General features: G+C 38.0%; 22 protein-coding genes. 9 read left to right on the top strand and 13 right to left on the bottom strand.

Going from position 1 to position 24,836, the window contains the following annotated elements; all coding sequences use genetic code 11:
- Window positions 1-94: 94 nt before the first annotated feature.
- The 8 genes from O3643_RS01705 to xerS all read left to right on the top strand — a co-directional run bounded on the left by O3643_RS01705 (window position 95) and on the right by xerS (window position 8,207).
- Window positions 95-766: a GTP pyrophosphokinase family protein gene (locus O3643_RS01705; RefSeq protein ID WP_004252944.1), complete on the top strand. Its 672-nt coding sequence runs from the start codon at window positions 95-97 to the stop codon at window positions 764-766.
- Entirely contained in the window at window positions 750-1,568 is an 819-nt protein-coding gene (locus O3643_RS01710) for an NAD kinase (RefSeq protein WP_004252947.1), read from the top strand. Before O3643_RS01705 ends, O3643_RS01710 begins: the two co-directional genes overlap by 17 nt.
- Complete coding sequence (locus O3643_RS01715; protein ID WP_371499406.1) at window positions 1,565-2,464, top strand: RluA family pseudouridine synthase; 900 nt, start codon at window positions 1,565-1,567, stop codon at window positions 2,462-2,464. The genes O3643_RS01710 and O3643_RS01715 overlap by 4 nt, the downstream gene beginning before the upstream one ends.
- A 15-nt stretch (window positions 2,465-2,479) precedes the next feature.
- Window positions 2,480-3,454 (top strand): phosphate acetyltransferase, encoded by a 975-nt coding sequence (gene pta, locus O3643_RS01720; RefSeq protein WP_281137184.1) that lies wholly within the window; start codon window positions 2,480-2,482, stop codon window positions 3,452-3,454.
- Between the two features lie 148 nt (window positions 3,455-3,602).
- On the top strand, window positions 3,603-4,454 hold the full coding sequence (gene ylqF, locus O3643_RS01725; protein WP_371499409.1) for a ribosome biogenesis GTPase YlqF: 852 nt from the start codon (window positions 3,603-3,605) through the stop codon (window positions 4,452-4,454).
- A complete protein-coding gene (locus O3643_RS01730) occupies window positions 4,441-5,220 on the top strand; it encodes a ribonuclease HII (protein WP_371499411.1) in 780 nt (259 codons plus the stop codon). The genes ylqF and O3643_RS01730 overlap by 14 nt, the downstream gene beginning before the upstream one ends.
- A gap of 15 nt (window positions 5,221-5,235) precedes the next feature.
- Window positions 5,236-6,786 (top strand): chloride channel protein, encoded by a 1,551-nt coding sequence (locus O3643_RS01735; protein ID WP_371499413.1) that lies wholly within the window; start codon window positions 5,236-5,238, stop codon window positions 6,784-6,786.
- 350 nt (window positions 6,787-7,136) lie between these two features.
- Window positions 7,137-8,207: a tyrosine recombinase XerS gene (xerS, locus tag O3643_RS01740; RefSeq protein WP_371499415.1), complete on the top strand. Its 1,071-nt coding sequence runs from the start codon at window positions 7,137-7,139 to the stop codon at window positions 8,205-8,207.
- Window positions 8,208-8,292: 85 nt separating this feature from the next.
- Here xerS and O3643_RS01745 read toward each other — a convergent pair whose 3' ends face one another.
- From O3643_RS01745 to O3643_RS01800, 12 genes are all read right to left on the bottom strand, one after another.
- Window positions 8,293-8,934, bottom strand: a complete 642-nt coding sequence (locus O3643_RS01745) for a hypothetical protein (protein ID WP_371499417.1) — start codon at window positions 8,932-8,934, stop codon at window positions 8,293-8,295.
- Window positions 8,935-9,044: 110 nt separating this feature from the next.
- The gene (locus tag O3643_RS01750) at window positions 9,045-10,034 is read right to left on the bottom strand and encodes a lipoate--protein ligase (RefSeq protein WP_004253729.1); all 990 of its coding nucleotides are present in this window, start codon (window positions 10,032-10,034) and stop codon (window positions 9,045-9,047) included.
- Window positions 10,035-10,092: 58 nt separating this feature from the next.
- The gene (gene lpdA / locus O3643_RS01755) at window positions 10,093-11,796 is read right to left on the bottom strand and encodes a dihydrolipoyl dehydrogenase (protein ID WP_371499419.1); all 1,704 of its coding nucleotides are present in this window, start codon (window positions 11,794-11,796) and stop codon (window positions 10,093-10,095) included.
- 38 nt (window positions 11,797-11,834) lie between these two features.
- On the bottom strand, window positions 11,835-12,878 hold the full coding sequence (locus O3643_RS01760) for a dihydrolipoamide acetyltransferase (RefSeq protein WP_223333047.1): 1,044 nt from the start codon (window positions 12,876-12,878) through the stop codon (window positions 11,835-11,837).
- A gap of 216 nt (window positions 12,879-13,094) precedes the next feature.
- Window positions 13,095-14,087, bottom strand: coding sequence for an alpha-ketoacid dehydrogenase subunit beta (locus O3643_RS01765; RefSeq protein WP_371499421.1), 993 nt, complete (start codon window positions 14,085-14,087; stop codon window positions 13,095-13,097).
- Between the two features lie 16 nt (window positions 14,088-14,103).
- Complete coding sequence (locus tag O3643_RS01770) at window positions 14,104-15,072, bottom strand: thiamine pyrophosphate-dependent dehydrogenase E1 component subunit alpha (protein WP_371499423.1); 969 nt, start codon at window positions 15,070-15,072, stop codon at window positions 14,104-14,106.
- 181 nt (window positions 15,073-15,253) lie between these two features.
- The gene (locus O3643_RS01775) at window positions 15,254-16,594 is read right to left on the bottom strand and encodes an MATE family efflux transporter (protein WP_371499425.1); all 1,341 of its coding nucleotides are present in this window, start codon (window positions 16,592-16,594) and stop codon (window positions 15,254-15,256) included.
- Between the two features lie 43 nt (window positions 16,595-16,637).
- Window positions 16,638-17,906, bottom strand: a complete 1,269-nt coding sequence (locus O3643_RS01780) for a dihydroorotase (protein ID WP_371499427.1) — start codon at window positions 17,904-17,906, stop codon at window positions 16,638-16,640.
- A 12-nt stretch (window positions 17,907-17,918) separates the two neighbouring features.
- Window positions 17,919-18,383, bottom strand: a complete 465-nt coding sequence (locus O3643_RS01785; protein WP_001135775.1) for an 8-oxo-dGTP diphosphatase — start codon at window positions 18,381-18,383, stop codon at window positions 17,919-17,921.
- A gap of 9 nt (window positions 18,384-18,392) precedes the next feature.
- Window positions 18,393-19,046 carry a uracil-DNA glycosylase gene (locus O3643_RS01790; RefSeq protein ID WP_371499429.1) on the bottom strand — a complete coding sequence of 218 codons (654 nt, stop codon included), beginning with the start codon at window positions 19,044-19,046 and terminating at the stop codon, window positions 18,393-18,395.
- A 119-nt stretch (window positions 19,047-19,165) separates the two neighbouring features.
- A complete protein-coding gene (locus O3643_RS01795; RefSeq protein WP_371499431.1) occupies window positions 19,166-19,459 on the bottom strand; it encodes a hypothetical protein in 294 nt (97 codons plus the stop codon).
- A 20-nt stretch (window positions 19,460-19,479) separates the two neighbouring features.
- The gene (locus O3643_RS01800; RefSeq protein WP_371499433.1) at window positions 19,480-20,175 is read right to left on the bottom strand and encodes a YjjG family noncanonical pyrimidine nucleotidase; all 696 of its coding nucleotides are present in this window, start codon (window positions 20,173-20,175) and stop codon (window positions 19,480-19,482) included.
- A 524-nt stretch (window positions 20,176-20,699) separates the two neighbouring features.
- Here O3643_RS01800 and O3643_RS01805 point away from each other — a divergent pair.
- A complete protein-coding gene (locus tag O3643_RS01805; RefSeq protein WP_371499708.1) occupies window positions 20,700-22,556 on the top strand; it encodes an Ig-like domain-containing protein in 1,857 nt (618 codons plus the stop codon).
- Between the two features lie 129 nt (window positions 22,557-22,685).
- Here O3643_RS01805 and O3643_RS01810 read toward each other — a convergent pair whose 3' ends face one another.
- Window positions 22,686-24,776, bottom strand: a complete 2,091-nt coding sequence (locus O3643_RS01810; protein ID WP_371499435.1) for a glucosaminidase domain-containing protein — start codon at window positions 24,774-24,776, stop codon at window positions 22,686-22,688.
- Window positions 24,777-24,836: the final 60 nt, after the last annotated feature.

Genomic DNA, 24,836 nt, shown 5'->3' on the forward strand with positions numbered 1-24,836 from the left:
TATAATAAGCATTGTATTTATTGTATATGATTTTTATGAGAAAATCAAAAACTAGATAAATTAAACTGCATAGAGAATTGGACGTAAGAGTTATATGATTACAGAATGGGAAGAATTTTTAGATCCTTACATTCAAGCTGTCGGAGAATTAAAAATAAAACTCCGAGGAATCCGAAAACAATACAGAAAACAAAACCGACACTCTCCAATCGAGTTTGTCACGGGTCGGGTTAAACCGATTGAAAGTATCAAAGAGAAAATGGCACGCCGGGGTATTGGCTATGACACACTTGAACAGGATTTGCAAGATATTGCAGGTTTACGTGTCATGGTTCAATTTGTAGACGACGTAAACGAGGTTGTTTCTATCCTTCGTAAAAGACAGGATATGAGAGTTGTTCAAGAACGTGATTACATTACTCATCGAAAGGCTTCAGGTTATCGTTCTTACCATGTGATTATTGAGTATATGGTTGATACGATTTACGGTGCAAAAACCATTCTAGTTGAGATTCAAATTCGTACCTTGGCTATGAACTTTTGGGCTACAATCGAGCATTCTCTCAATTATAAATATCAAGGAGATTTCCCAGAGGAAATCAAGGAACGACTCGAGATTACAGCCAGAATTTCACATCAGTTAGACGAAGAAATGAGTAAAATACGTGCTGATATCCAGGAAGCACAAGCGCTCTTTGATCCTTTGCACAGAAAGTTAAATGACGGGGTAGGAAACAGTGACGATACCGATGAAGAATACAGGTAAACGAATTGACCTAATTGCCAACCGTAAGCCTCAGAGTCAGAAAGTTCTATTCGAGTTAAAAGAACGATTAAAGAAGAATAATTTTATCCTGAATGATAAAAATCCAGATATCGTCGTCTCTATTGGTGGAGATGGGATGTTGTTGTCTGCTTTTCATAAGTATGAAAACCAACTGGATAAGGTTCGTTTTGTTGGGGTTCATACAGGACATTTAGGTTTTTATACGGATTATCGTGATTTTGAGTTGGACCAATTGGTTACAAATTTACAGTTGGATAATGGTGCTCAAGTGTCTTATCCACTCTTAAGTGTCAAAATATTTCTTGAAAATGGTGAAGTCAAGTCTTTCCGAGCACTAAATGAAGCTAGCATTCGTCGAGCGGACCGAACTATGGTTGCTGATGTCATTATTAACCATGTTCCCTTCGAACGCTTTCGTGGTGACGGCCTAACAGTTTCAACGCCGACTGGAAGTACTGCTTATAATAAATCACTTGGTGGAGCAGTACTGCACCCGACCATAGAGGCCCTACAATTGGCTGAAATTGCTAGTTTGAACAACAGAATCTACCGCACACTTGGTTCATCAATTATTGTTCCTAAGAAAGATAAAATCGAACTAATACCAACTCGAAATGATTATCATACTATCTCTATTGATAATAGTATCTATTCTTTCCGAAATATTGAAAAAATAGAGTACCAAATCGACCATCATAAGATTCATTTCGTTGCTACTCCAAGCCACACCAGTTTTTGGAATCGAGTTAAGGATGCCTTTATTGGTGAGGTGGACGAATGAGGTTTCAGTTTATTGCCGACGAACATGTTAAGGTAAAAACCTTTCTAAAGAAACATGAAGTTTCCAAAGGTTTACTTGCCAAGATTAAGTTTCGAGGTGGCGATATCCGGGTGAATGGGCATCCACAGAACGCGACCTATCTCTTAGATATTGGGGATGAGGTTGTCATTGATATTCCTCCAGAGGAAGGATTCGAGACACTTGAAGCAATTGATTATCCTCTAGATATTCTATTTGAAGATGATCATTTCTTGATTATCAACAAACCCTTTGGAGTCGCTTCGATCCCTAGTGTCAATCATTCCAATACCATTGCCAACTTTATTAAGGGCTACTATGTAAAACAAAACTATGAGAATCAGCAGGTTCACATTGTGACACGGCTTGATAGAGATACCTCTGGATTGATGCTTTTTGCTAAACACGGCTATGCGCATGCCAGATTAGATAAACAGTTGCAAAAAAAGGCTATTGAAAAGCGTTATTACGCCCTAGTCAAGGGAGAAGGTCATCTGGAACCTCAGGGAGAAATCATCGCTCCAATAGCCCGAGATGAAGATTCTATCATCACTCGACGAGTAGCAAAGGGTGGAAAATACGCCCATACGTCCTATCAAATCGTGGCATCTTATGGGAATATTCACTTAGTTGATATTCGTCTCCACACTGGGAGAACCCACCAGATTCGGGTACATTTCTCGCATATTGGATTTCCATTACTCGGAGATGACCTTTATGGGGGAAGCTTAGAACATGGCATCGAGCGCCAAGCGCTTCATTGCCATTACTTATCGTTCTATCATCCTTTCTTAGAAGAGCAGTTAGAGCTAGAATGCCCACTGCCGGATGATTTCGACACACTTATTACACAGTTATCAAATAATAATTTATCTTAAAAGGAGTCAAAACTCATGGAAGTTTTTGAAAGTTTAAAAGCCAACCTAGTTGGTAAAAATGCTCGCATCGTTCTACCTGAAGGTGAAGAACCACGTATCCTACAAGCAACGAAGCGTTTGGTTAAAGAAACAGAAGTTATCCCTGTACTCCTAGGAAACCCTGACAAGATTAAAATCTATCTCGAAATCGAAGGAATTACAGAAGGTTACGAAGTCATCAATCCAGAACATTACCCACAATTCGAAGAAATGGTAGCTTCTCTTGTGGAACGTCGTAAAGGAAAAATGACAGAAGAAGAAGCGAGAGAAGTACTCATCAACGATGTTAACTACTTTGGTGTGATGTTAGTTTATATGGGCTTGGTTGATGGTATGGTTTCAGGAGCTATTCACTCAACAGCTTCGACCGTTCGTCCAGCTCTTCAAATCATCAAGACTCGTCCAAATGTGAGCCGTACATCAGGTGCCTTCCTTATGGTTCGTGGTACTGAACGTTACTTGTTCGGTGACTGTGCTATCAACATCAACCCAGATGCTGACGCTCTAGCTGAAATCGCGATTAACTCTGCTATCACTGCTAAAATGTTTGGTATCGAACCTAAGATTGCTATGCTTAGCTATTCAACTAAGGGGTCAGGTTTTGGTGAAAGTGTTGATAAGGTTGTTGAAGCAACTAAAATCGCTCACGACTTGCGTCCTGACCTTGAAATCGATGGGGAGTTGCAATTTGATGCTGCCTTTGTTCCTGAAACTGCAGCTCTTAAAGCTCCTGGAAGCAACGTAGCTGGACAAGCTAATGTCTTTATCTTCCCTGGTATTGAAGCAGGTAACATTGGTTACAAGATGGCAGAACGTCTAGGTGGATTTGCTGCAGTTGGACCAGTTTTGCAAGGTCTTAACAAACCAGTAAATGACCTTTCTCGCGGATGTAACTCTGACGATGTTTACAAACTAACTCTAATTACGGCAGCACAAGCTGTTCATCAATAAGAATGGTATCCCTCTTTTCCTCTTGGTAAAGGGGGATTTCCCTTTTTTTAAAGACATAATTCATCTGCAAAATTAGCCAAAATATGGTAAAATAGTCGTAATCATCTATGTTTTATAGAATAAGTTTGTATGAAGAAAAGGAAATAAAATGGCAACTATTCAATGGTTTCCTGGGCATATGTCCAAAGCAAGACGTCAGGTCCAGGAAAATTTAAAATTTGTTGATTTTGTGACAGTTTTAGTAGATGCACGTTTGCCCTTGTCTAGCCAAAATCCAATGCTGACTAAAATTATCGGGGACAAACCAAGGCTATTGATTCTAAACAAGGCAGACCTTGCAGACCCAACATTAACAAAAGAGTGGCGTCAGCACTTTGAATCACAAGGTATTCAGACACTTGCTATCAACTCTAAGGAACAAATAACAGTAAAAGTCGTAACGGATGCTGCCAAGAAACTCATGGCAGATAAGATTGCTCGTCAAAAAGAACGTGGAATTCAAATTGAGACCTTGCGTACCATGATTATCGGGATTCCAAACGCTGGTAAATCGACTCTGATGAACCGTTTAGCTGGTAAGAAAATTGCTGTAGTTGGTAATAAACCAGGTGTGACAAAAGGTCAACAATGGCTTAAAACCAATAAGGATTTAGAAATTTTGGATACTCCAGGGATTCTTTGGCCAAAATTTGAAGATGAAACTGTTGCACTTAAACTTGCCCTTACGGGAGCAATCAAGGATCAGTTACTTCCAATGGATGAGGTAACGATTTTCGGTCTCAATTACTTTAAAACGCATTATCCTGAAAAGCTTCAAGAACGTTTCAAACAAATGAATCTGGACGATGAGGCTCCCGAGATTATCATGGATATGACGCGTATCCTTGGTTTCCGTGATGATTACGACCGTTTTTACAATCTCTTTGTTAAAGAAGTTCGTGATGGAAAACTGGGTAATTATACATTAGATACATTGGAAGACCTCAATGGCAACGATTAAAGAAATAAAAGAAGAATTAGCAAAGATAACTGAACTTGAAAGTCCCTTTTTTAAGGAATTTGAAAAAGATTCTCGTTCAGGTGTCAAAAAGGAAATTGAAAAGCGTAAAAAGGCCATCCAAGCAGAAATGGATGAAAATCTTCGCTTAGAAGCCATGCTTAGCTATGAAAAAGAGCTTTACATTCAAGGGATTAACCTAATTGCAGGTGTAGATGAGGTTGGACGTGGTCCGCTAGCTGGTCCAGTGGTGGCTGCTGCAGTGATTTTACCTCAAAATTGTAAAATTAAAGGTTTAAATGACAGCAAAAAAATTCCTAAGAAAAAACACGAGGAGATTTTTCAGGCTGTCAAAGAGAATGCCCTAGCAATCGGTATCGGGATTATGGACAATCAAGTCATTGATCAAGTCAATATCTACGAAGCGACGAAACTAGCCATGAGGGAAGCTATCTCTCAACTTGAACCTCAGCCAGAACATCTTTTGATTGATGCTATGAAGTTGGATTTGCCAATTTCTCAGACATCCATCATCAAAGGAGATGCCAACTCCTTATCTATTGCAGCAGCATCGATTATAGCTAAAGTTACCAGAGATAAGATTATGGCAAACTATGACCAAGAATTTCCAGGCTATGATTTTGCTCAAAATGCTGGCTATGGAACTGCTAAGCATCTAGTAGGAATTGAAAAGCACGGTGTCACACCTATTCATCGCACCAGTTTTGAACCGATTAAAACGATCGTTTCAGAAACTAGTAAAAGATAATTAAAGGAGAGAATTATGGAGGAACAATCGGAAATACTTAGTTCCAAGAAAGAATTTGCCTTCGTGTCCAGTACGATCTTAGCTCAAGTAGGGCGAGGTATCATCGTTGGATTAGTCGTAGGACTTATTGTAGGTTCATTTCGATTTTTGATCGAAAAAGGCTTTCATATCGTTCAAGGACTATATCTAGACCAAGAAAATTTAATTCGGAATCTATTGATTATTTTATTGTTTTATATCCTCATTTGCTTACTTAGTGCCAAATTAACACGTTCAGAAAAAGATATCAAAGGTTCTGGTATTCCTCAAGTTGAAGCGGAGTTAAAAGGTCTCATGTCTCTCAATTGGTGGAGTATCCTCTGGAAGAAATACATTCTAGGTATTTTGGCCATTGCGAGTGGGCTTATGCTCGGTCGTGAAGGTCCCAGTATTCAGCTAGGTGCCGCTGGAGGAAAAGGAATTGCTAAATGGCTCAAGTCTAGCCCTGTTGAGGAGCGTTCTTTGATTGCTAGCGGAGCTGCTGCTGGACTTGCTGCAGCCTTTAATGCACCGATTGCGGGGTTATTATTTGTAGTGGAAGAAGTCTATCACCATTTTTCAAGATTCTTCTGGGTTTCTACCTTGGCTGCTAGTCTAGTAGCAAACTTCGTTTCCCTTCTCATCTTTGGCTTAACTCCTGTGCTTGATATGCCGGATGATATCCCTCTCATGAGTCTTAGTCAATATTGGATTTATCTGGTTATGGGGATTTTTCTTGGAGTTTCTGGATATCTATATGAGAAAGCCGTTCTGAATGTCGGCAAAGTTTATGATTGGATTGGGAAAAAGGTTCACATTGACAAAGCTTATCATCCAATTTTTGCTTTTATCCTGATTATTCCTGTGGGAATATTCCTACCTCAAATACTTGGTGGGGGAAATCAGGTTGTCTTATCATTAACAGAACAAGATTTTAGCTTCCAAATTCTCTTAATTTACTTCATCATTCGCTTTATCTGGAGCATGATCAGTTACGGAAGTGGACTTCCTGGTGGAATTTTCCTACCTATTTTAGCTTTAGGATCCTTACTTGGAGCTCTGGTCGGTGTTATTTGTGTCAATCTTGGCCTTGTTAGCCAGCAGCAATTCCCTATCTTTGTGATTCTTGGAATGAGTGGCTATTTTGGTGCTATCTCAAAAGCTCCTTTGACAGCTATGATTCTTGTGACTGAGATGGTCGGTGATATCCGAAATCTCATGCCATTAGGTATGGTGACCCTAGTTGCCTATATTGTTATGGATCTGCTCAAAGGGGCGCCCGTCTATGAAGCCATGCTAGAAAAAATGTTACCTGAAACAGCAACTAATGATGGAGAAATTACCCTAATTGAAATTCCAGTATCAGACAAAATAGCTGGTAAGCAAGTACATGAACTCAATTTACCACACAACGTACTCATCACAACCCAAGTACATAATGGTAAAAGTAAGACAGTTAATGGATCTACAAGGATGTATCTAGGTGATATGATTCATCTCGTGATTCCAAAAAGTGAAATTGGAAAAGTGAAAGATTTATTGTTGTAGAATTAGTTATTTACATAAATTATATTATGTCTTGTATATTAGTGGTCTAAGATTAGTAATTAAAATGATAGACCGAATCATATGAATCAAAACTCGATTCCTAAATAATGGTATCGAGTTTTTATATTGTATTCTAATAAACTTAAACTGTAGAAGCTTTAGAAATTTTTTAAGTCAATAAATTAATGATCAATTATTTACTTAGCGAATCTAGACGGTTTCTAGAATTGTTAGTCTTATTTGAACATTCCTAAATCTCCCCTATAACATCTTTCCGAAAAACTATAATTTTCTTGAAAAATATATCTAGCTATGCTATACTACTAGTATAGAAAGATTTGGAGAAAAATATGAAACGCGAGATCTTATTAGAACGTATCGATAAACTCAAACAAGTCATGCCCTGGTATGTTCTAGAATACTATCAATCGAAACTGGCTGTTCCATACAGTTTTACGACCTTATACGAATACTTAAAGGAATACGATCGATTTTTCACCTGGGTTTTGGAATCTGGTATATCGGATGCTGACACCATGGCAAATATTCCCTTAGACGTTCTGGAGCACATGACCAAGAAAGACATGGAATCTTTTATTCTTTACTTACGTGAACGTCCTCTGCTAAATTCCAATACGACGAAAAATGGGGTTTCTCAAACAACCATTAACCGTACCCTTTCTGCACTTTCTAGTCTTTATAAGTATTTGACTGAGGAAGTTGAAAACGAGCAAGGGGAACCTTATTTCTACCGTAATGTCATGAAAAAGGTTGCGACCAAGAAAAAGAAAGAAACCTTAGCTGCTCGAGCTGAAAATATCAAGCAAAAGCTCTTTTTAGGTGAAGAGACAGAAGGTTTCCTCAACTATATCGACCAGGAATACCCTCAAACACTTTCAAATCGTGCCTTATCTTCCTTTAATAAGAATAAAGAGCGAGATTTAGCCATTATCGCACTCCTTCTTGCCTCTGGTGTTCGTCTCTCTGAGGCAGTTAACCTGGATCTTCGTGATCTCAATCTTAAGATGATGGTGATTGACGTCACTCGAAAAGGTGGTAAACGAGACTCGGTTAATGTCGCTGCCTTTGCTAAGCCTTATTTAGAGCAATATCTTGCCATTCGAGACAAACGCTATAAGACAGAAAAAAAGGATACAGCCCTCTTTCTAACCCTTTATCGTGGTATTCCTAATCGAATTGATGCTTCTAGTGTTGAAAAGATGGTGGCCAAGTATTCAGAAGATTTCAAAGTCCGTGTAACTCCCCACAAACTTCGCCATACTCTTGCTACACGTCTCTATGATGCCACCAAATCCCAAGTTTTGGTCAGTCATCAGCTAGGACATGCTAGCACACAAGTTACGGACTTGTATACGCATATCGTTAATGACGAACAGAAAAATGCCTTGGATAGTTTATGAGATACATAACATAAATTATGTAATTTTTTAGTGGTAGAAAAAGAGCGTAGGATTTTTTATCGAATCTTACGCTCTTTTATTCTTTCTATAAAAATTCGATCCAATAATTACGGTGTGGCTCAATAATGACTGGTTTTCCCCAAAATGATTTTAGATAGGCTAAGTTTGCAGGGGTGACCGGTCTTTTTTCACCATTGAACTTCTCTGCACTCTCTTCCGTTAGAAAGCATTTAACTGCTTCATATGGTGTACCATCGCTCGCTATTCGATCAATTCCTAAATAAGCAATTTCATCACCGGATTTTGGAATATCTGTAAATAGTTTACCAATAAAATAAACCGTCTTATCTTTCATTAATTCGTAAGCCTTACTATTTTCCAGTCTGTTATTCGCAGCAGCGTACATAATACAAAAACTGTCCACAATATCTTTCAAAGGCATTAATTCTTCTTTGCTGACTATAATTTCGTCGGGAGCAAGTCCGCCAAGGATTAAGTTTTGATAATGAGGTTGCTGGATGACATTATCTAAAGCCATTCCTAATGGTAGTTGGACAGCTTGATAGCCTAATGGTTCTAGCTCTTGCTTTTTCTGGTCAAGGTGTTCTTGTGTAATACTGACATTCAAATCGTAAGGACTTGAAGATTGTTGCTTGCTAAAAAAAGCCACTACTATACGATCTAACTGTTCAAATAGACCAAGTTTTTCCACTGGTACTTTCATCATTGAATTTGATCCCTTTTTTTAGTTTAGATTTCCTCTTTATTCTACTCTCATTATTTTTGAATATCAAGTCTAAGATAAAAGATATCCATGTTAAATGGATATCTTTTACTTTATTCAACAACAGCCTCAGCAATTTCTTCTGCAGTAATTCCTGCGAAATAACGACCTAAGTTAATGGTTTGAAGTGCTTTGAGGACATCTTCACGTTCGTATTTAATGCCACGAAGGACATCTTCTACTGCTGCTACGTCTTCGATACCAAAGAAGTCACCGTAAATCTTGATGTCTTGAATTTTTGACTCAATAACATTAGCAAAGATTTCAACCTTACCACTTGGGAATTTAGTTCCTCGACGGACGTTATACTCTGGTGATTTACCATAGTTCCAGTCCCAAGTGCCAAACTTAGTTTCTTTGATGCGATTGATTTCAGCTAATTCTTCATCTGAGAATACATACTCAGTCATCTCAGGGTATTCTTTTTTCATGTATTCCAAGAGTAAATCACGGAATTCTTCAACAGTGATCTTTTCTGGCAATTCATCGATAATATTAGTTACTCGAGCACGGACTGACTTAACCCCTTTTGATTCAAACTTATCTTTAGACACTTTAAGTGCGTTAGCTAGGACTGACAAATCCACGTCAAAGAGAAGACAACCATGGTGCATGATACGGCCATTGATATAGGCTTGTGCATTTCCACAGAATTTCTTACCGTCTATTTCTAAGTCGTTACGGCCTGTAAATTCAGCTTTAACACCAAGTTCAGCCAAAGTATTGATAACTGGAGTAGAGAAGCTCTTGAAGTCAAAGGCCTTGTTTTCATCTTCTTTTGAAATGATGGTATAGTTTAGGTTGTTCAAATCATGGTAAACAGCTCCACCACCACTGATTCGTCTCACTACTTCAATTCCATTTTCACGAACATAGTCACGGTTAATTTCTTCAATCGTATTTTGGTGACGACCTACAATGATAGATGGTTTGTTGATCCAAAGAAGGAAGATTTGATCTTCATCAAGAAGATGTTTAAAAGCGTACTCCTCTAAAGCAATATTAAAAGCAGTGTCGTTTGAATGATTGATAATGTATTTCATAAGATACCTTCTAATACGATAGAGACTGGAAAATAATTCCAGTCTAGTCTATCTATTTTTATTTTTTCTTAGGTGAATGGATAGCCATTCCAAGAACATCAGCAAATGCTTCGTACATAACTTCAGAGTATGTTGGGTGACCGTGGATTGTCTTAAGCATTTCTTCTACAGTGATTTCCATTTCGATGATGCTTGACGCTTCGTTGATCAACTCTGCAGCAGCAGGACCAATGATATGAACACCAAGGATTTCACCATATTTCTTGTCTGCAATGACTTTAACAAATCCTTGAGCAGCATCTGATGCAATGGCACGTCCGTTTGCGGCAAAGTTGAATTTACCGATTTGGACATCATATTTCTCACGAGCTTGTTCTTCTGTCAAACCAACTGCTGCTACTTCTGGAAGTGTATAGATAGCTGCAGGAGTCAAGTTCAATTTAGCAACATGGTGATTTCCTTTAAGGGCATTTTCAGCAGCTACTTCACCCATACGGAAGGCAGCATGAGCCAACATCTTAGTACCGTTGATATCACCTGGTGCATAAATACCAGGAACAGAAGTTTCCATGTACTCGTTAACCTTGATACGACCACGATCTAACTCAAACTCAACTTCTCCGATACCTTCAAGGTCTGGAACACGACCGATTGAAAGAAGGGCTTTATTTGCAATGATATCATCTTTTCCTTCAACTTTGATACGGAGTTTACCATCTTCTTCAATGATTTCTTGAAGTTTAGTACCTGTTAAGATAGTCATACCTTTACGCTCAAGGATCAAGCGAAGGTTCTTAGATACTTCCGCATCCATTGCTGGTACAATACGGTCCATCATTTCGATAACAGTAACTTTTGAACCAAATGTCATGAAGGCCTGTCCGAGTTCGATACCGACAACTCCACCACCAATGATAACGAGGCTTTCTGGCACTTCATTCATTTCAAGGATATCGTCACTAGTCATAACAAGTGATGATTCCATTCCAGGAACGTTAATCTTGCTTACTTTTGAACCACCAGCAAGGATGATTTTCTTAGTTTCAAGCAATTCAGAACCATTTACCAAGACATTCTTATCTTTAGTAATAGTACCGATACCCTTATGAACATCAACTCCATAACTACGAAGGAGTCCTGCAACACCTCCAACAAGAGTATTAACAACTTTAGATTTAGTTTCTAAAAGTTTTTCCATATCAACTGTGAAATTAGGATTTTCAATCACGATTCCACGATTTGCAGCGTGACCAATATTCTCAATAATTTCAGCGTTGTGAAGGTAAGTCTTAGTTGGGATACATCCACGGTTCAAACAAGTTCCACCAAGTTCAGATTTCTCAACAAGAGCAACCTTACCACCTAATTGAGCTGCTTTAATGGCAGAAACATAACCAGCAGGTCCACCACCAATAACAACGATATCATAAGCATCATCGCTCTTACCATCATCGTTCGAAGCACTTGCTGCAGGTGCTGGGCTAGCTTCTGGTGCAGATGCTCCAGCTGTTGGGATATTTTCCCCTTCCTCACCAAGATATCCGATAACTTCAGTAACAGGAACAGTCTCGCCGTCCCCTTTCAGGATAGCGATCAAGTAACCGTCTTCTTCTGCTTCCAATTCCATGCTGACTTTGTCAGTCATGATTTCCAAAAGGATTTCTCCTTCTTTTACAAATTCTCCGACTTTTTTATTCCATTGGACGATTTGTCCTTCTGTCATATCCACGCCGGCTTTTGGCATAATTACTTCTAAGGCCATATCTTACTTCCTCTATCTATATTTCTAAAACAAATATTTTAAACCAACATTGAGATTGGGTTTTCAATTAAAGCTTTCAAGTCTTTCATAAACTTAGCACCAGCCATACCATCTACGACACGGTGGTCAATTGTTAAACCAAGACTCATAATTGGTCGAATCACGATTTCACCATTAACAACAACTGGTTTCTCAATTGTTGAGCTAACCCCAAGGATTGCTGAGTTCGGTTGGTTAATGATTGGACCGAATGATTGAACACCAAACATTCCCAAGTTACTGATGGTGAAGGTTGAATTTTGCAACTCGCTAGGAGCTAGTTTACCATCCAAAGTACGTCCGATAACATCTTTAAAGGCAACTACCAACTCAGACAAACTCAATTTTTCAGCATTATAAACAACTGGCGTCATCAAACCATTATCCATTCCTACAGCCATCGCAAGGTTGACATAGTTGTGAGTGATAATTGTCTTACCATCTTCAGTTAATGACGCATTGATGTATGGGTGTTTCATAAGAGTCTTAACAACCGCAAGTGAAAGCAAGTCTGTAACAGTAATTTTCTTACCAGTTGCTTCCATGATTGGATCAAGGACTTTCTTACGAAGGGCAAGCATTTCAGACATATCGACATCATAGTTAAGCGTGAAGGTTGGTGCAGTCAAGTAAGATTCAACCATACGTTGAGCAATAACCTTACGCATTGGTGTCATCGGAATACGCTCGATTTCCCCATAAGGAGTTACGTTATCTGGAATTTCTTCCACTTTTTCGATCTGAGAAGGTGACTTAATCGTATCGTTTTCAATATTTTCCGGAAGGAAAGCTAAAACATCCTTCTTCATAATCTTGCCACGATGACCAGTTCCTTGGATTTCCTGCCATGCAATGTTATGTTCAAGGGCAATTCGTTTTGCAAGTGGTGAAATGCGAACCACATTAGTGTCTTTAAATGTTTCCACGTCTTCTTTGTGGACACGACCGTTTGCGCCTGAGCCAGAAATATCGTAGAGATTAATTCCTAAATCATCCGCTAATTTTCTAGCTGCAGGAGTCGCTCTTAGCTTATCATCAGCCATGACCTCTCCTATTCTATTTATGATGCAAAGGGCGTTTAAAAGCGACCGAAAAATAGGAAATCAACGTAGACTTCGATGAAGTCAAGGAGATTTATCTTTTTTCCGAGCTTTTAGCCCGTGCTCTAATCTAAGATATCAAGTACGTAGAGAACTTTGCATCTATTAGATACAAAGCTTCTCGTCTGATTTATTTGTTTACATAATCTATTTTATGTATTATTGTTTGTTGTGAGTTTTACGGATTGCATCTTTGATGCTTTCAACTGTTGGAATCATTGCATTTTCAAGGTTTTGTGCGTAAGGCATCGGTACATCTTCCCCTGCACAGCGGCGAATAGGTGCATCTAAATAATCGAATGCTTCTGATTCTGAGATAATAGCTGAAATTTCACCGATAAAACCACTTGTCTTGTGGGCATCGTTGACAAGAACTACTTTTCCAGTCTTCTTAACTGAGTTAATGATGATGTCTTTATCAAGTGGAACCAAAGTACGTGGGTCTACTACTTCTACTGAGATGCCTTCTTCAGCCAATTCTTCAGCTGCTTGCATGACACGACGAAGCATTTTACCGTATGTTACTACTGTTACATCAGTTCCTACGCGTTTGATTTCTCCGACACCAAGTGGGATAGTATAGTCTGGATCTACAGGTACTTCCCCTTTTTGGTTAAATTCTGATTTGTATTCAAGAATGATAACAGGGTTGTTGTCACGGATAGAAGACTTAAGAAGTCCCTTCATATCAGCTGGTGTACCTGGAGCTACAACCTTCAATCCTGGGATATGAGTGAACCATGATTCCAATGATTGTGAGTGTTGTGCTGCAGAACCTACTCCGTTACCAGCGGCACAGCGGATTGTAATTGGTACTTGACCTTTACCACCAAACATGTAACGAGTTTTAGCTGCTTGGTTGACGATATTATCCATGGCAATAACAGAAAAGTCCATGAAAGTCATGTCAACGATTGGTCGAAGTCCAGTCATAGCAGCACCAGCAGCTGCTCCAGAAATAGCTGCTTCGGAAATCGGACAGTCACGAACACGTTCTGGTCCAAATTCTTCAAGCATACCTACAGATGTACCAAAGTCTCCACCAAAGACACCGACATCTTCACCCATCAAGAGTACATTTTCATCGCGACGCATTTCCTCAGACATTGCAAGGATAATGGTATCGCGGAAAGACATTAATTTTGTTTCCATATTTCTCTACTTCTCCTTAGTCTGCGTAAATATCTTCAAAAGCTGATTCTAGTGGAGGGAATGGACTTTCTTCTGCAAACTTAACAGATGCTTCCACTGCTTCCTTGACTTGCGCTTGAATATCTTCAAGTTCTTCTGCACTAGCAATTTTATTTTCAACAAGGTACTTGCGAAGGTTTTCGATTGGATCTTTTTCTTTCCACTCATCGACCTCTTCACGTGTACGATATTTACCAGGGTCTGATGATGAGTGACCAAGCCAACGATAGGTTACACTTTCGATCAAGACAGGACCTTTACCAGAACGAACATGGTCAACTGCTTTCTTAAATCCTTCGTAGACATCGATAACATTGTTACCGTCTTCGATAAACATTCCAGGAATGCCGTAGGCAGCACTACGCTCATGTATATGCTTGACATTTGTCATTTTCTTAATATCAGCAGATATTCCATAACCGTTATTGATACAATAGAAAATTACTGGAAGATTCCAAATTGAAGCCATATTAACAGCTTCGTGGAATACACCTTCATTCGTCGCTCCATCACCAAAGAAGCAGACAACGATTTTACCAGTATTTTTCATTTGTTGAGTAAGGGCTGCACCTACTGCGATTCCCATACCACCACCTACGATACCGTTAGCACCAAGGTTACCTGCATCTAGGTCAGCGATGTGCATTGATCCACCTTTACCTTTACAAGTTCCCGTATACTTACCAAGGATTTCAGCCATCATACCATTAAGGTCGATTCCTTTAGCAATAGCTTGTCCGTGACCACGGTGGTTCGATGTTATGAGGTCGTCTTCGTTTAGAGCTAACATAGCCCCAACGTTTGCAGCTTCCTCACCAACAGAAAAGTGCGTCATACCTGGCACTTTACCTTTTTTTACTAATTGAGCAATTTTTAAATCCATACGACGAATTTCTTCCATCTTACGGAACATCTCAAGCAAAAGATTTTTATCTAAAGTTGACATAATCTTGCCTTTCTAAGTTTAATTTCTTATAGTTCTATTCTAACTTATAGGTTAACTAGAGTCAAAGATTATGCTTGATATTTTTTCACAATATAAAAAAAGAAAAGTCAATGAAATCAAGACTTTTCTTTACGTAAAATGGCTATTTCACAAACTGATTTCCATGGATATTTTCAACAAATTATTTGAATCTTTTCATAATAACTTGTAAACGCCACTGATAAAGTAATCCGCTGACAACTAAACTTACGATAAGACCTATCCAATATGAATAAGCATCGAGATTTGTTGAATAATCTAGAAATAAACCAAGAGGTATAGCAACTCCCCAGTATCCAAGGAGACCAAGGTAGAAAGGTATGACAGTATCTTTGTAGCCTCGTAAAATCCCTTGTAATGGTGCCGCAAATGTATCAGCTAACTGGAAAAATAAGCTATAGGTCATAAAACTAGCAGTTAGTTGAATAAACTCTGGATCATGACCATAGAGACTGGCAACATTTTCTCTAAAAACATACAGAAAAGAAAGGGTTAAAATTGCGAATGCCATAGCTGATAGTCGTCCGATTTTTATGTATTTCTTAGCATCCTCTAGACGTTTAGCACCGACTTCGTAAGAAACAACAATAGCCATTGCTGTTGAAATGCTCATAGGAAAGGCGTACATGAGGGAAGAAAAATTCATGGCAGACTGATGACTAGCTATTATCAATGATGAAAACTTCGCCATAATCAAGCCGACAGCTGAAAAAATAGCAACTTCTGCAAATACAGTACCACCAATAGGTAACCCCAGTTTTATCGCTTCTTTTATTTTATTCCTGTCTAAAGGTAGTCGGTTTTCTAAATGTAGTTCTTTTAATTTTTCTTGTTTAAGAAGGACTAGTATAGATATACCCAACAAGGCCCAATAAGCCATAGAGGTCCCAAGTCCCGCTCCTGCTCCTCCCAACTCAGGAAAACCAAAGGCACCATAAATCAATAAATAGTTAAAACCACTATTGAGAGGGAGCAATAAAAGCATCAAATACATGGACAACCTTGTCAATCCAAGTGCATCCAGTAACGAACGAATTACACTAAAGAGTAAGAGAGGAATAATCCCTATTGCTAAAAACCATAGATAACGAACTGCTATATTTGCTACCGTTGCTTCTAATCCCATATTATTTAGAACTAGAGGAGCAACCAGAAAAACTAAAACAAATAGAAAAATGGATAAGCCAAGCGAAAGATAAAGAAACTGATAGAAATCAGAAGCCACTTCTTCTTTTTTCCCACGTCCTAAATGATGCCCAACTATAGGAACTAAGGCAGAAACAATACCTGTTAAAAAAGTAAAGAAAGGATTCCACAAGCTAGTAGCCATTGATACACCAGCTAAATCAATAGTATTATACTGACCGGTCATGGTTGTATCGACAAAGGAAGCCGAATAATTTGCGAATTGATAAACCAAAATAGGGAAGAAAATCTTAAGAAATAAAATGAACTTGTCTTTAAAATGATGGGTTGGATACATACAGACTCTCTCTAAATTTAAATTTTATAGAGCAGTATTTCATCTAGTATTTATAGACAATCTGTCCATTACAAATAGTGTATTTTACCTGCCCTTTTAAAGTTTCACCGATAAATGGTGAATTAGCTGCTTTAGAAGCAAAATGTGTGTCTACAATTCGGTCAGCTTTATCATCAAAAATGGTAATATCAGCTGGACCATTTTCAGCCAAATAACCTGCTTCAAAATGATACAATATTGCTGGATTTACTGTCATTTTTTCTAACAACTCCATCAAGCTTAGCTCACCAGCTTCGACTAAGTAAGTTAAACCAAGTGACAATGAAGTTTCCAGTCCTGTCATACCTGAAGGAGCTTTGGTGATATCCTCGACATTCTTTTCATCAGCATGGTGAGGCGCGTGATCTGTCGCAATTACTGAAATGACACCTGACTTGAGTCCTCCGATAACTGCACGGCGGTCAGACTCCAAGCGAAGTGGTGGATTCATCTTTGCGTTACTTCCCTTAGTCAAGAGAAGCGCTTCAGTTTTAGAGAAATGTTGCGGTGCTACTTCTGCAGTTACGTTTGCTCCCAAACCTTGAGCGAACTCCACAACCTTAACACTTTCTTCCTTGGATAAGTGCTGGATATGAACATGAGCCTTGGTTGCATAGGCGATCATGACATCACGTGCAATCATTGCATACTCTGCAACTCCTGTAGCGCCACAAATATGGAAGTGTTCTTTAGCAATGTTTTCATTGAAACCTAGCGTACCATTCAGACCGGGATCTTCCTCATGAAGACTAATAAAGGTATTAAGCTTTTTGGCTTCCTCCATGGCTTCCTTGACAACTTTACTGCTTTCAAGAGGAATACCGTCATCAGAAAAACCAACGGCTCCAGCTTCTAAAAGCGCCTTAAAGTCAGTCAAGTCTTGGCCATTAAAGTTCTTGGTAATTGTTGCTACAGACTTAACATTAATTTTTTCCTTTGCCGCAGATTGAAGTACTTCCTGCAAAGTCTCAACATCTGAGATGGTTGGATTGGTATTAGCCATCATAACTACAGTTGTAAATCCACCAGCAGCAGCTGCAAGGGCTCCTGTATGGATATCTTCCTTGTGAGTTTGACCAGGTTCACGGAAATGAACATGGATATCAACCAAGCCGGGTGCAACTACAAGACCAGTTGCATCAATGATCTCTGCATCTTTCTCACTAATTTGTGGTGCAATTTTGACAATTTTACCGTCTTCAACCAAGACATCACACACTTGATCCAAACCAGACTTAGGATCCATTACTCGACCATTTTTGATTAGTAACATCTGCTTTCTCCTTTATTCGTAGAAATCCACTTGGGTATCCAATAATTTATCACCATCATAGACAAACTTAGCTGAAAAGAAGGGTTTGTCCTCTAAAAGCCACTCTACGAAGGTGTGGTCTCCTTCCCAGGTTGGTTTGCTTAAAACCTCATCATAAGGAACCCATTCTAAAGTCCCTTCATTACAGTCAATCAACTCACCTTCGAACTCAGTTACTTTAAACACATAGGTGTACCAGTCTAAATCTGGTGTAAATTCAGGAAAGGTGATTACACCTTTAAGAACTGGCTTAGCCTTCAATCCTGTTTCTTCTAAAATTTCGCGGGCAGCACATTCTTGTGGAGTTTCTCCACGCTCTAACTTTCCACCGACACCGATCCATTTTCCTTCATGGACATCATTAGGCTTTTTATTGCGATGAAGCATGAGCAATTCTTTTCCATTATCAATGTAGCAAATCGTCGCTAACTGAGGCATATTCTCTCCTTATCTAAGCCAATCAATCGGCTCTTGTCCTGTCTCTGTTAAGAATGTATTAGCCTTGGAAAAAGGCTTGGAACCCCAAAATCCTCTGTAAACGGAAAGGGGACTCGGATGGGCTGATTCGATAATCAAATGCTTAGGATTGATCACCAATGATTTTTTCTTGCGTGCATAAGCACCCCAAAGGACAAATACTACTGGTCTATCTAAATTATTGACAACCTTAATCACGGCATCCGTGAAAGGCTCCCATATTTGACCAGCATGACCGTTTGCCTTCCCAGCAGGAACGGTCAAGCAAGCATTGAGAAGTAAAACTCCCTGCTCAGCCCAAGAGGTCAAGTCATGTGACGGTTTTACCCCAATATCATCAGCAAGTTCTTTTAAAATATTTTGCAAAGAAGGAGGTGCTGGAATAGCATTTTGAACAGAAAAACTCAAACCTTGAGCCTGACCAGGACCATGATAAGGATCTTGACCAAGAATCACCACTTTAACCTCTTCAAGAGGAGTTGTCAAAAGAGCCTGAAAAACCTTTTCTTTAGGAGGATATACAGTTCCTTGAGCATAAACCTGCTCCATAAAGTGATTGATTTTCCCAAAATAACCTTCCGGTAATTGCTCCTTAATCAAGGCGTGCCAAGATGAGTGTTCCATTGCTTTCTCCTTCGTTTTTACTGCCTCTATTATAGCAAAAAGTGGCTATGGAAACCACTTTTTACAGTTCTTATATATACTGTTATTGACCCTATTATTTGACATTAGTATTCACAGTATCAATCAGCCATTAAAAACTTTCCGATTGTATCAATAGCATAGGAAAGTTGATTATTTACAGACATCATCCGTTCAAGATTGGCGTCCATATAGTAGAGTTCAGATAAACCACCCCTAGGGAGAAAGAGTGAATAGTGGATATTCATCTTCTCTCTAGTGCTTAACTCTATATGATTGCTTATGATATACTTTAACTCTTTTAACGAATTTACTTGAGCAACCACACCTTTTAACTGATACTGCTCGATGAGATTTAGTAAGTTGTCAATCTCTTCAATGACTTTAATTTCCATATCAACACCTCTTAGGAAAATCACGACAATGCATCCAAACAATCTAGTAAAGCTTGATAAGAGTCAACTTCATAAGTCGGCAGAGCTTTCGTTTTATTTCCTAAATGATGTGAGTTGTACCAGATTGTATCAATCCCTGCATTATTGCCACCTTGGATATCGGCGGTTAGAGAATCTCCAATCATCAGCGTCTTTTCTTTACTAAATCCAGGAATCTGCTGACCGATTTTATCATAGAATAGTGCATCAGGTTTTTGAGTTTGCAACTGCTCTGAAATAAAGACTTGGTTGAAATAGGGAGCAAGACCTGATTGAGCCAGACGACCTGTCTGAATTGTAGTTATCCCGTTGGTGGCAGCGTAGAGTTCATAACCACGATCAATAAGGCTATCTAAGAGTTCCATAGCCCCAGAAAATACCTGCCCCTGTTGAGCTAAATAAAACTGATAACGTTCAGCTAAGTATACGCCATCCTTTTCAATTCCAAAATGCGAAAACAATTTTGAAAATCGTGTGTTGACTAGTTCTTGTTTTGTAATCTTTTTCTCTTCCAAATCTTTCCAGAGAGCTTTATTCATTGGTACATAATAATCCTTATATGCTCGGATATCTTCTACTCCTTCTTCTTTTAAGAGTTGCGTTAGAGCAATATCCTCAGCAGTATCGAAATCAAGCAGGGTATGATCAAGGTCGAAGAGTAAAAATTTGTAAGTCATCTAATTTTATTCCTTCATTTTATAGTTTTCACTTAGTTCAAAGTATAGCACAAACAAAACTATTAACCAAGTGTGGTAATTTTAAGTTGACAAAATTGAACTAAAAAATTAAATCTAAAAGCTCTAAAATTACTAGTTAAACTTAAAAAAAATATATTAAATTACTAAAATGTGACAGAAATAAAGGATATCATTTAAGCATAAATCTGATACTAATTTTCTCCTAATTTTATGAGAAATGCAACTGTTATTATATATTATTTGTCCGTTGAAAACATAACTTATATAATAATTCGAAAAACTTACATTTTCATAATAATTTGACACCTTAAACATTGATGTCCATGTTTTATTGTGATATAATTCACGTTATAGGGGAGTTTTAGTGTTAGACTAGGAGGAGGCTTGGTTAAGGTTTGTCTATAAAATTAACCTATATTATTAACTCGTCTTTCAGTTAATGATTGACACTACTTTATATTATATTTAGAAACTATCTTAAATTTATAAGAAGGATGTATATGATGAACAAAAAGAAAAAGTTTAGTATTTTCTCATTTTTGATCGTTGTATTGACGACTATTTTCGTATTTAGTTTGAATAAAACTTTTGCTGAAACTCCTGAGGTTTCAGTTTCTGGAAAATTTGTTGATACAATCCAAAATGTTAAAGTATCAAATAATGAAGGCGGAGATCTCAACTGGGACTTGCAACAGTGGGCAACCTTCCGAATCAACGCTGATTATAATTTGTCTGGAAAAAATGTTAAAGCAGGAGATTCAACTGTAGTTACTGTTCCAGATGCTTTGATGATTACTAATACTTCGTTCAAGATTCGTGATATCAATACAAATGAGATTATCGCAAATGCTGAAGTAAGCCCAGATAATAAATCCATTACAATTACCTATACGGATTATGTTGAAAAACACTCAGATACAAGCGGATCATTCTTCTTTTACGCTCGTATCGATTTCAAAAAACACCCACAAAAAGGTGAGGTTCCAGTAGAAATCACCATTAACAAAGAAACAAAAATTGCTGGTAAAGTTTCATTTACTGGTGTTGGCGATGGAAATCCTAGACTTTTAACAAAGACTAGTTGGGTAAACGCAGGGGACCAAAGGGAAATTCAATACACGATTTCTGTCAATCGTACAAAACAAAATATTAAGAATGTTACACTCGAAGATCACTTACAATTTACGAATGCTTCATACGTAAAAGATAGCATTAAAATTATTAAAGGTAAATTCTCTTATGATACTGGTGAGTGGGTATTCTCTGATAGAGTTGATGTAACAGACCAACATAAGATTACAATTAGCGAAGATGGTCAATCATTTGTTATCGATTTAGGTGATGTTACTGAAAATGACCAATATCGTATTGCTTATAATGTTCGTTTAAATTATGATCCAGCCGACGGAGAGGTCTTGAAAAATGAAGCAACTCTTAAAGGTCTAGGTATTGAAACCAAAAATGTAACGAATGCTGCTGCCGTTCAAATTGCTGGTGGTTCTGGTGTTGGTTATGTTTTCTCAATCAACATTCATAAAGTCGATGATGCTAACCAACCACTTAAAGGTGCTAAGTTTAGAGTCGTTCGTCAAGCTAATAATCAAGTCATTGGTGAGTTTGAATCAGATGAAAATGGTAATATTGCTGTTGGCAAACTGTTAAAAGATAAATATATCTTAACTGAAATTGAAGCCCCTTCAGGTCATATCATCAAAGAAGCCGATACTGTGGTTAATGTTGAAGATTTTGGAGCAGATCATTCGGTAACCAAAACGATTGTGAATCCGAAGGAAGAAACTACAACAACTACAACAACTACAACAACTACAACCACCACTACAACTACGACTGAAGAAACCACAACTACTACCACAACAACTGAAGAACCTAAGACTACTTCAACTACAACTACTGAAGAACCTAAGACTACTTCAACTACAACTACTGAAGAGCCTACAACTACTTCAACAACAACTACAACTGAAGAACCTAAGACTACTTCAACTACAACTACTGAAGAGCCTACAACTACTTCAACTACAACTACTGAAGAGCCTAAGACTACTTCAACTACAACTACTGAAGAACCTAAGACCACTTCAACTACAACAACTGAAGAGCCTAAGACTACTTCAACTACAACCACTGAAGAATCTAAGACTACTTCAACTACAACAAGCACTACTACCACAACAACTACTGGAGAAGAGCCTAAAACTACAGTAACTACAACAAATGATAAACCTGGACTTCCTAAAACTGGAGAAGGTAAAGGAACATTGGTTACTATCATTGGATTTGTAACTTTAATTTCATCCATTATTTTGGTAGCATTTCTACATAAATCAAAAAAAGACTAATTCTAAATTAGAGATTAGGTTTGATTAGAAGTTCAAAAAGGATTTACTTTTTAAAAGTAAATCCTTTTTTGTATGATTAAAGATAAAATTCGATAACTAGTTTTGTTTAGTTATCGATAATAAAGAATTTTAGTCCTTTTCACCAAGTTTGCTATTGATGGTCATCATGATACTAGCTATTTTTTCACCCCAGTATGGATCAGAAGCGTATAAAACGTTCATACCAGATGATTTATTACCTAGGTAGGTTCTGCCCTCGTCAAAATAATTATCTCGTATCCATTTAGCTGCCCCTAAGATTCCTTTGTCGACATTATCAAAACTCTTAGCTGAATGATACGGAGTAGTATCGTAGGCTGCAATACCAAAGAAGTTATTTTTATCGTTAGCAATTTGACTACGTCCCCACGAACTTTCTAAGGCACTGTGAGCCATTAGATAGAGTGCGTTAACCTGATAACGTTTCTCCGCTTCTTTAAAGACAGCTCCTTTACCTGCGAGACGACTTCCGTTAATATTCATTAGAGAATAAACTTTATCAAGTTCAGCTGCGGTATAATTTGTTGGCTTTCTTAAATCTCTATAGAGGAATGGATTATCCAATTTAAAGTTATCAAAGTTAATGCCATCTGCTGAATAGTATTTTGTACCAACAGCCATAGATGAACTATGAGGTGCAACACGAATACTTGTATAAGGCGATAACTCATGGTAAACGTAACGACCGTCAGTCGTATAATGAGGGATAAACTCGTCACTAGCATTTACAGATACAAGGTCACTCTTATTCATAAAGCCTGAAAGTCCAGAAATTTGGACTGGTAATCTATCACCTTGAGCTCCTGAGGCAGAAACAGCGACGATAGAACCTTGAGAAATATAGCTAAGTCTACTACCAGAGGCGCTATAAACATAGGCTATAATTGGTTTTACCTTATAGTAAGTTGATGCAGACGGATTAGAAATCCATTTTCCATTATCCTCGAAACTATAATCTTTACCTTTGATTTTAAGAGTTCCAGTAGCATATAGTCCATCTTCTTTCAGATAATACCAAGCATTGTGTGAATTATCAAAAATCCACTCACTTTTGGCCATATAGCCACCTGATTTAAGATAGTAGGACCCTTGCCATTGATTTTCAGCATAAATCCCATCTGGTTTTAAGTAGAACCAGCTATTGTACTGTTTGTCAAAAATCCATTCACTTTGTGCCATAGCACCACTATCTTTTAAATAGTATTTCTTTTTCCAGGTACTACTTTCCATTACACCTTCCGCATCAAAGTAATACCAACGGTCTTTAATTTTTTCCCATTTATTTCTAGTTATTTTACCGGATGCATCAGCATAATACCATTTATTAGTAATCTTAACCCATGAAGATTCGGCTAATGCACCGCTCTTATTAAAGAGATACTCTTTGTAAATCGTATCACTGAGCATGGTTCCGTCTTGGTTAAAGTAATACCAGATGTTCTTAATTTTTTCCCACTTATTACGAAGAATTTTCCCATCTTGATTACCATAGTACCATTTATCACCAATTTTAGTCCAAGTGTTAATTGCTAAAGCTCCACTACTATTGAACAAATAGTCTTCGTAAATGACATTACTAAGCATGATACCGTCTTGATTAAAACGATACCAATCTCCAGAAATACTAGCCCATTTATTTCGAGTTACTTTTCCTTCTTCAGTCGCATAATACCATTTATTTTCAAGTTTCACCCATGATGATTCCGCTAGGGCTCCACTCTTATTGAAAAGATAGTCGTTAAAGACAGTATTGCTAAGCATGGTACCATCCTGGTTAAAATAATACCAAACTCCAGCAATCTTCTTCCAATTTTTGACAGCCTTTTTATTTTCATAATAACGCCATTGGCCATTCTCTTTTTGCCAACCTTCTTTGTTGACCTCTTCAGTAATTTCTTCTGTTGAAGAGTTATCCTTGGTAAGGGCTGTTTCTTGTTTCTGTGTGGTTTGAGAAGAATCCTTTTCTGCCTTGTTTTGTGTTTCGTTCTGATTCTGCTTATCGTTCTGCTCTTGACCTTGAGCTTGCTTTATCTCTTTATTATCCTTACTAGTTCTATTTGCTACAGTTTTGTCAGAACTTTCTATTTTATTTGTAGCTTGGTTTTCTTCAGCCAATACTGTTGTTTTTGAAATACCTGCAATGGAAAGAACAACAGAACTTGCTAGTAATATCTTTTTCATTTTTAACCTTTCAATTTTATATTCCCTAAATTTTTTACTTCTTACTTATCGTTTTAAAGA

This window comes from Streptococcus sp. 20925_1_44, assembly GCF_041432435.1.
Lineage (GTDB): Bacteria > Bacillota > Bacilli > Lactobacillales > Streptococcaceae > Streptococcus > Streptococcus infantis.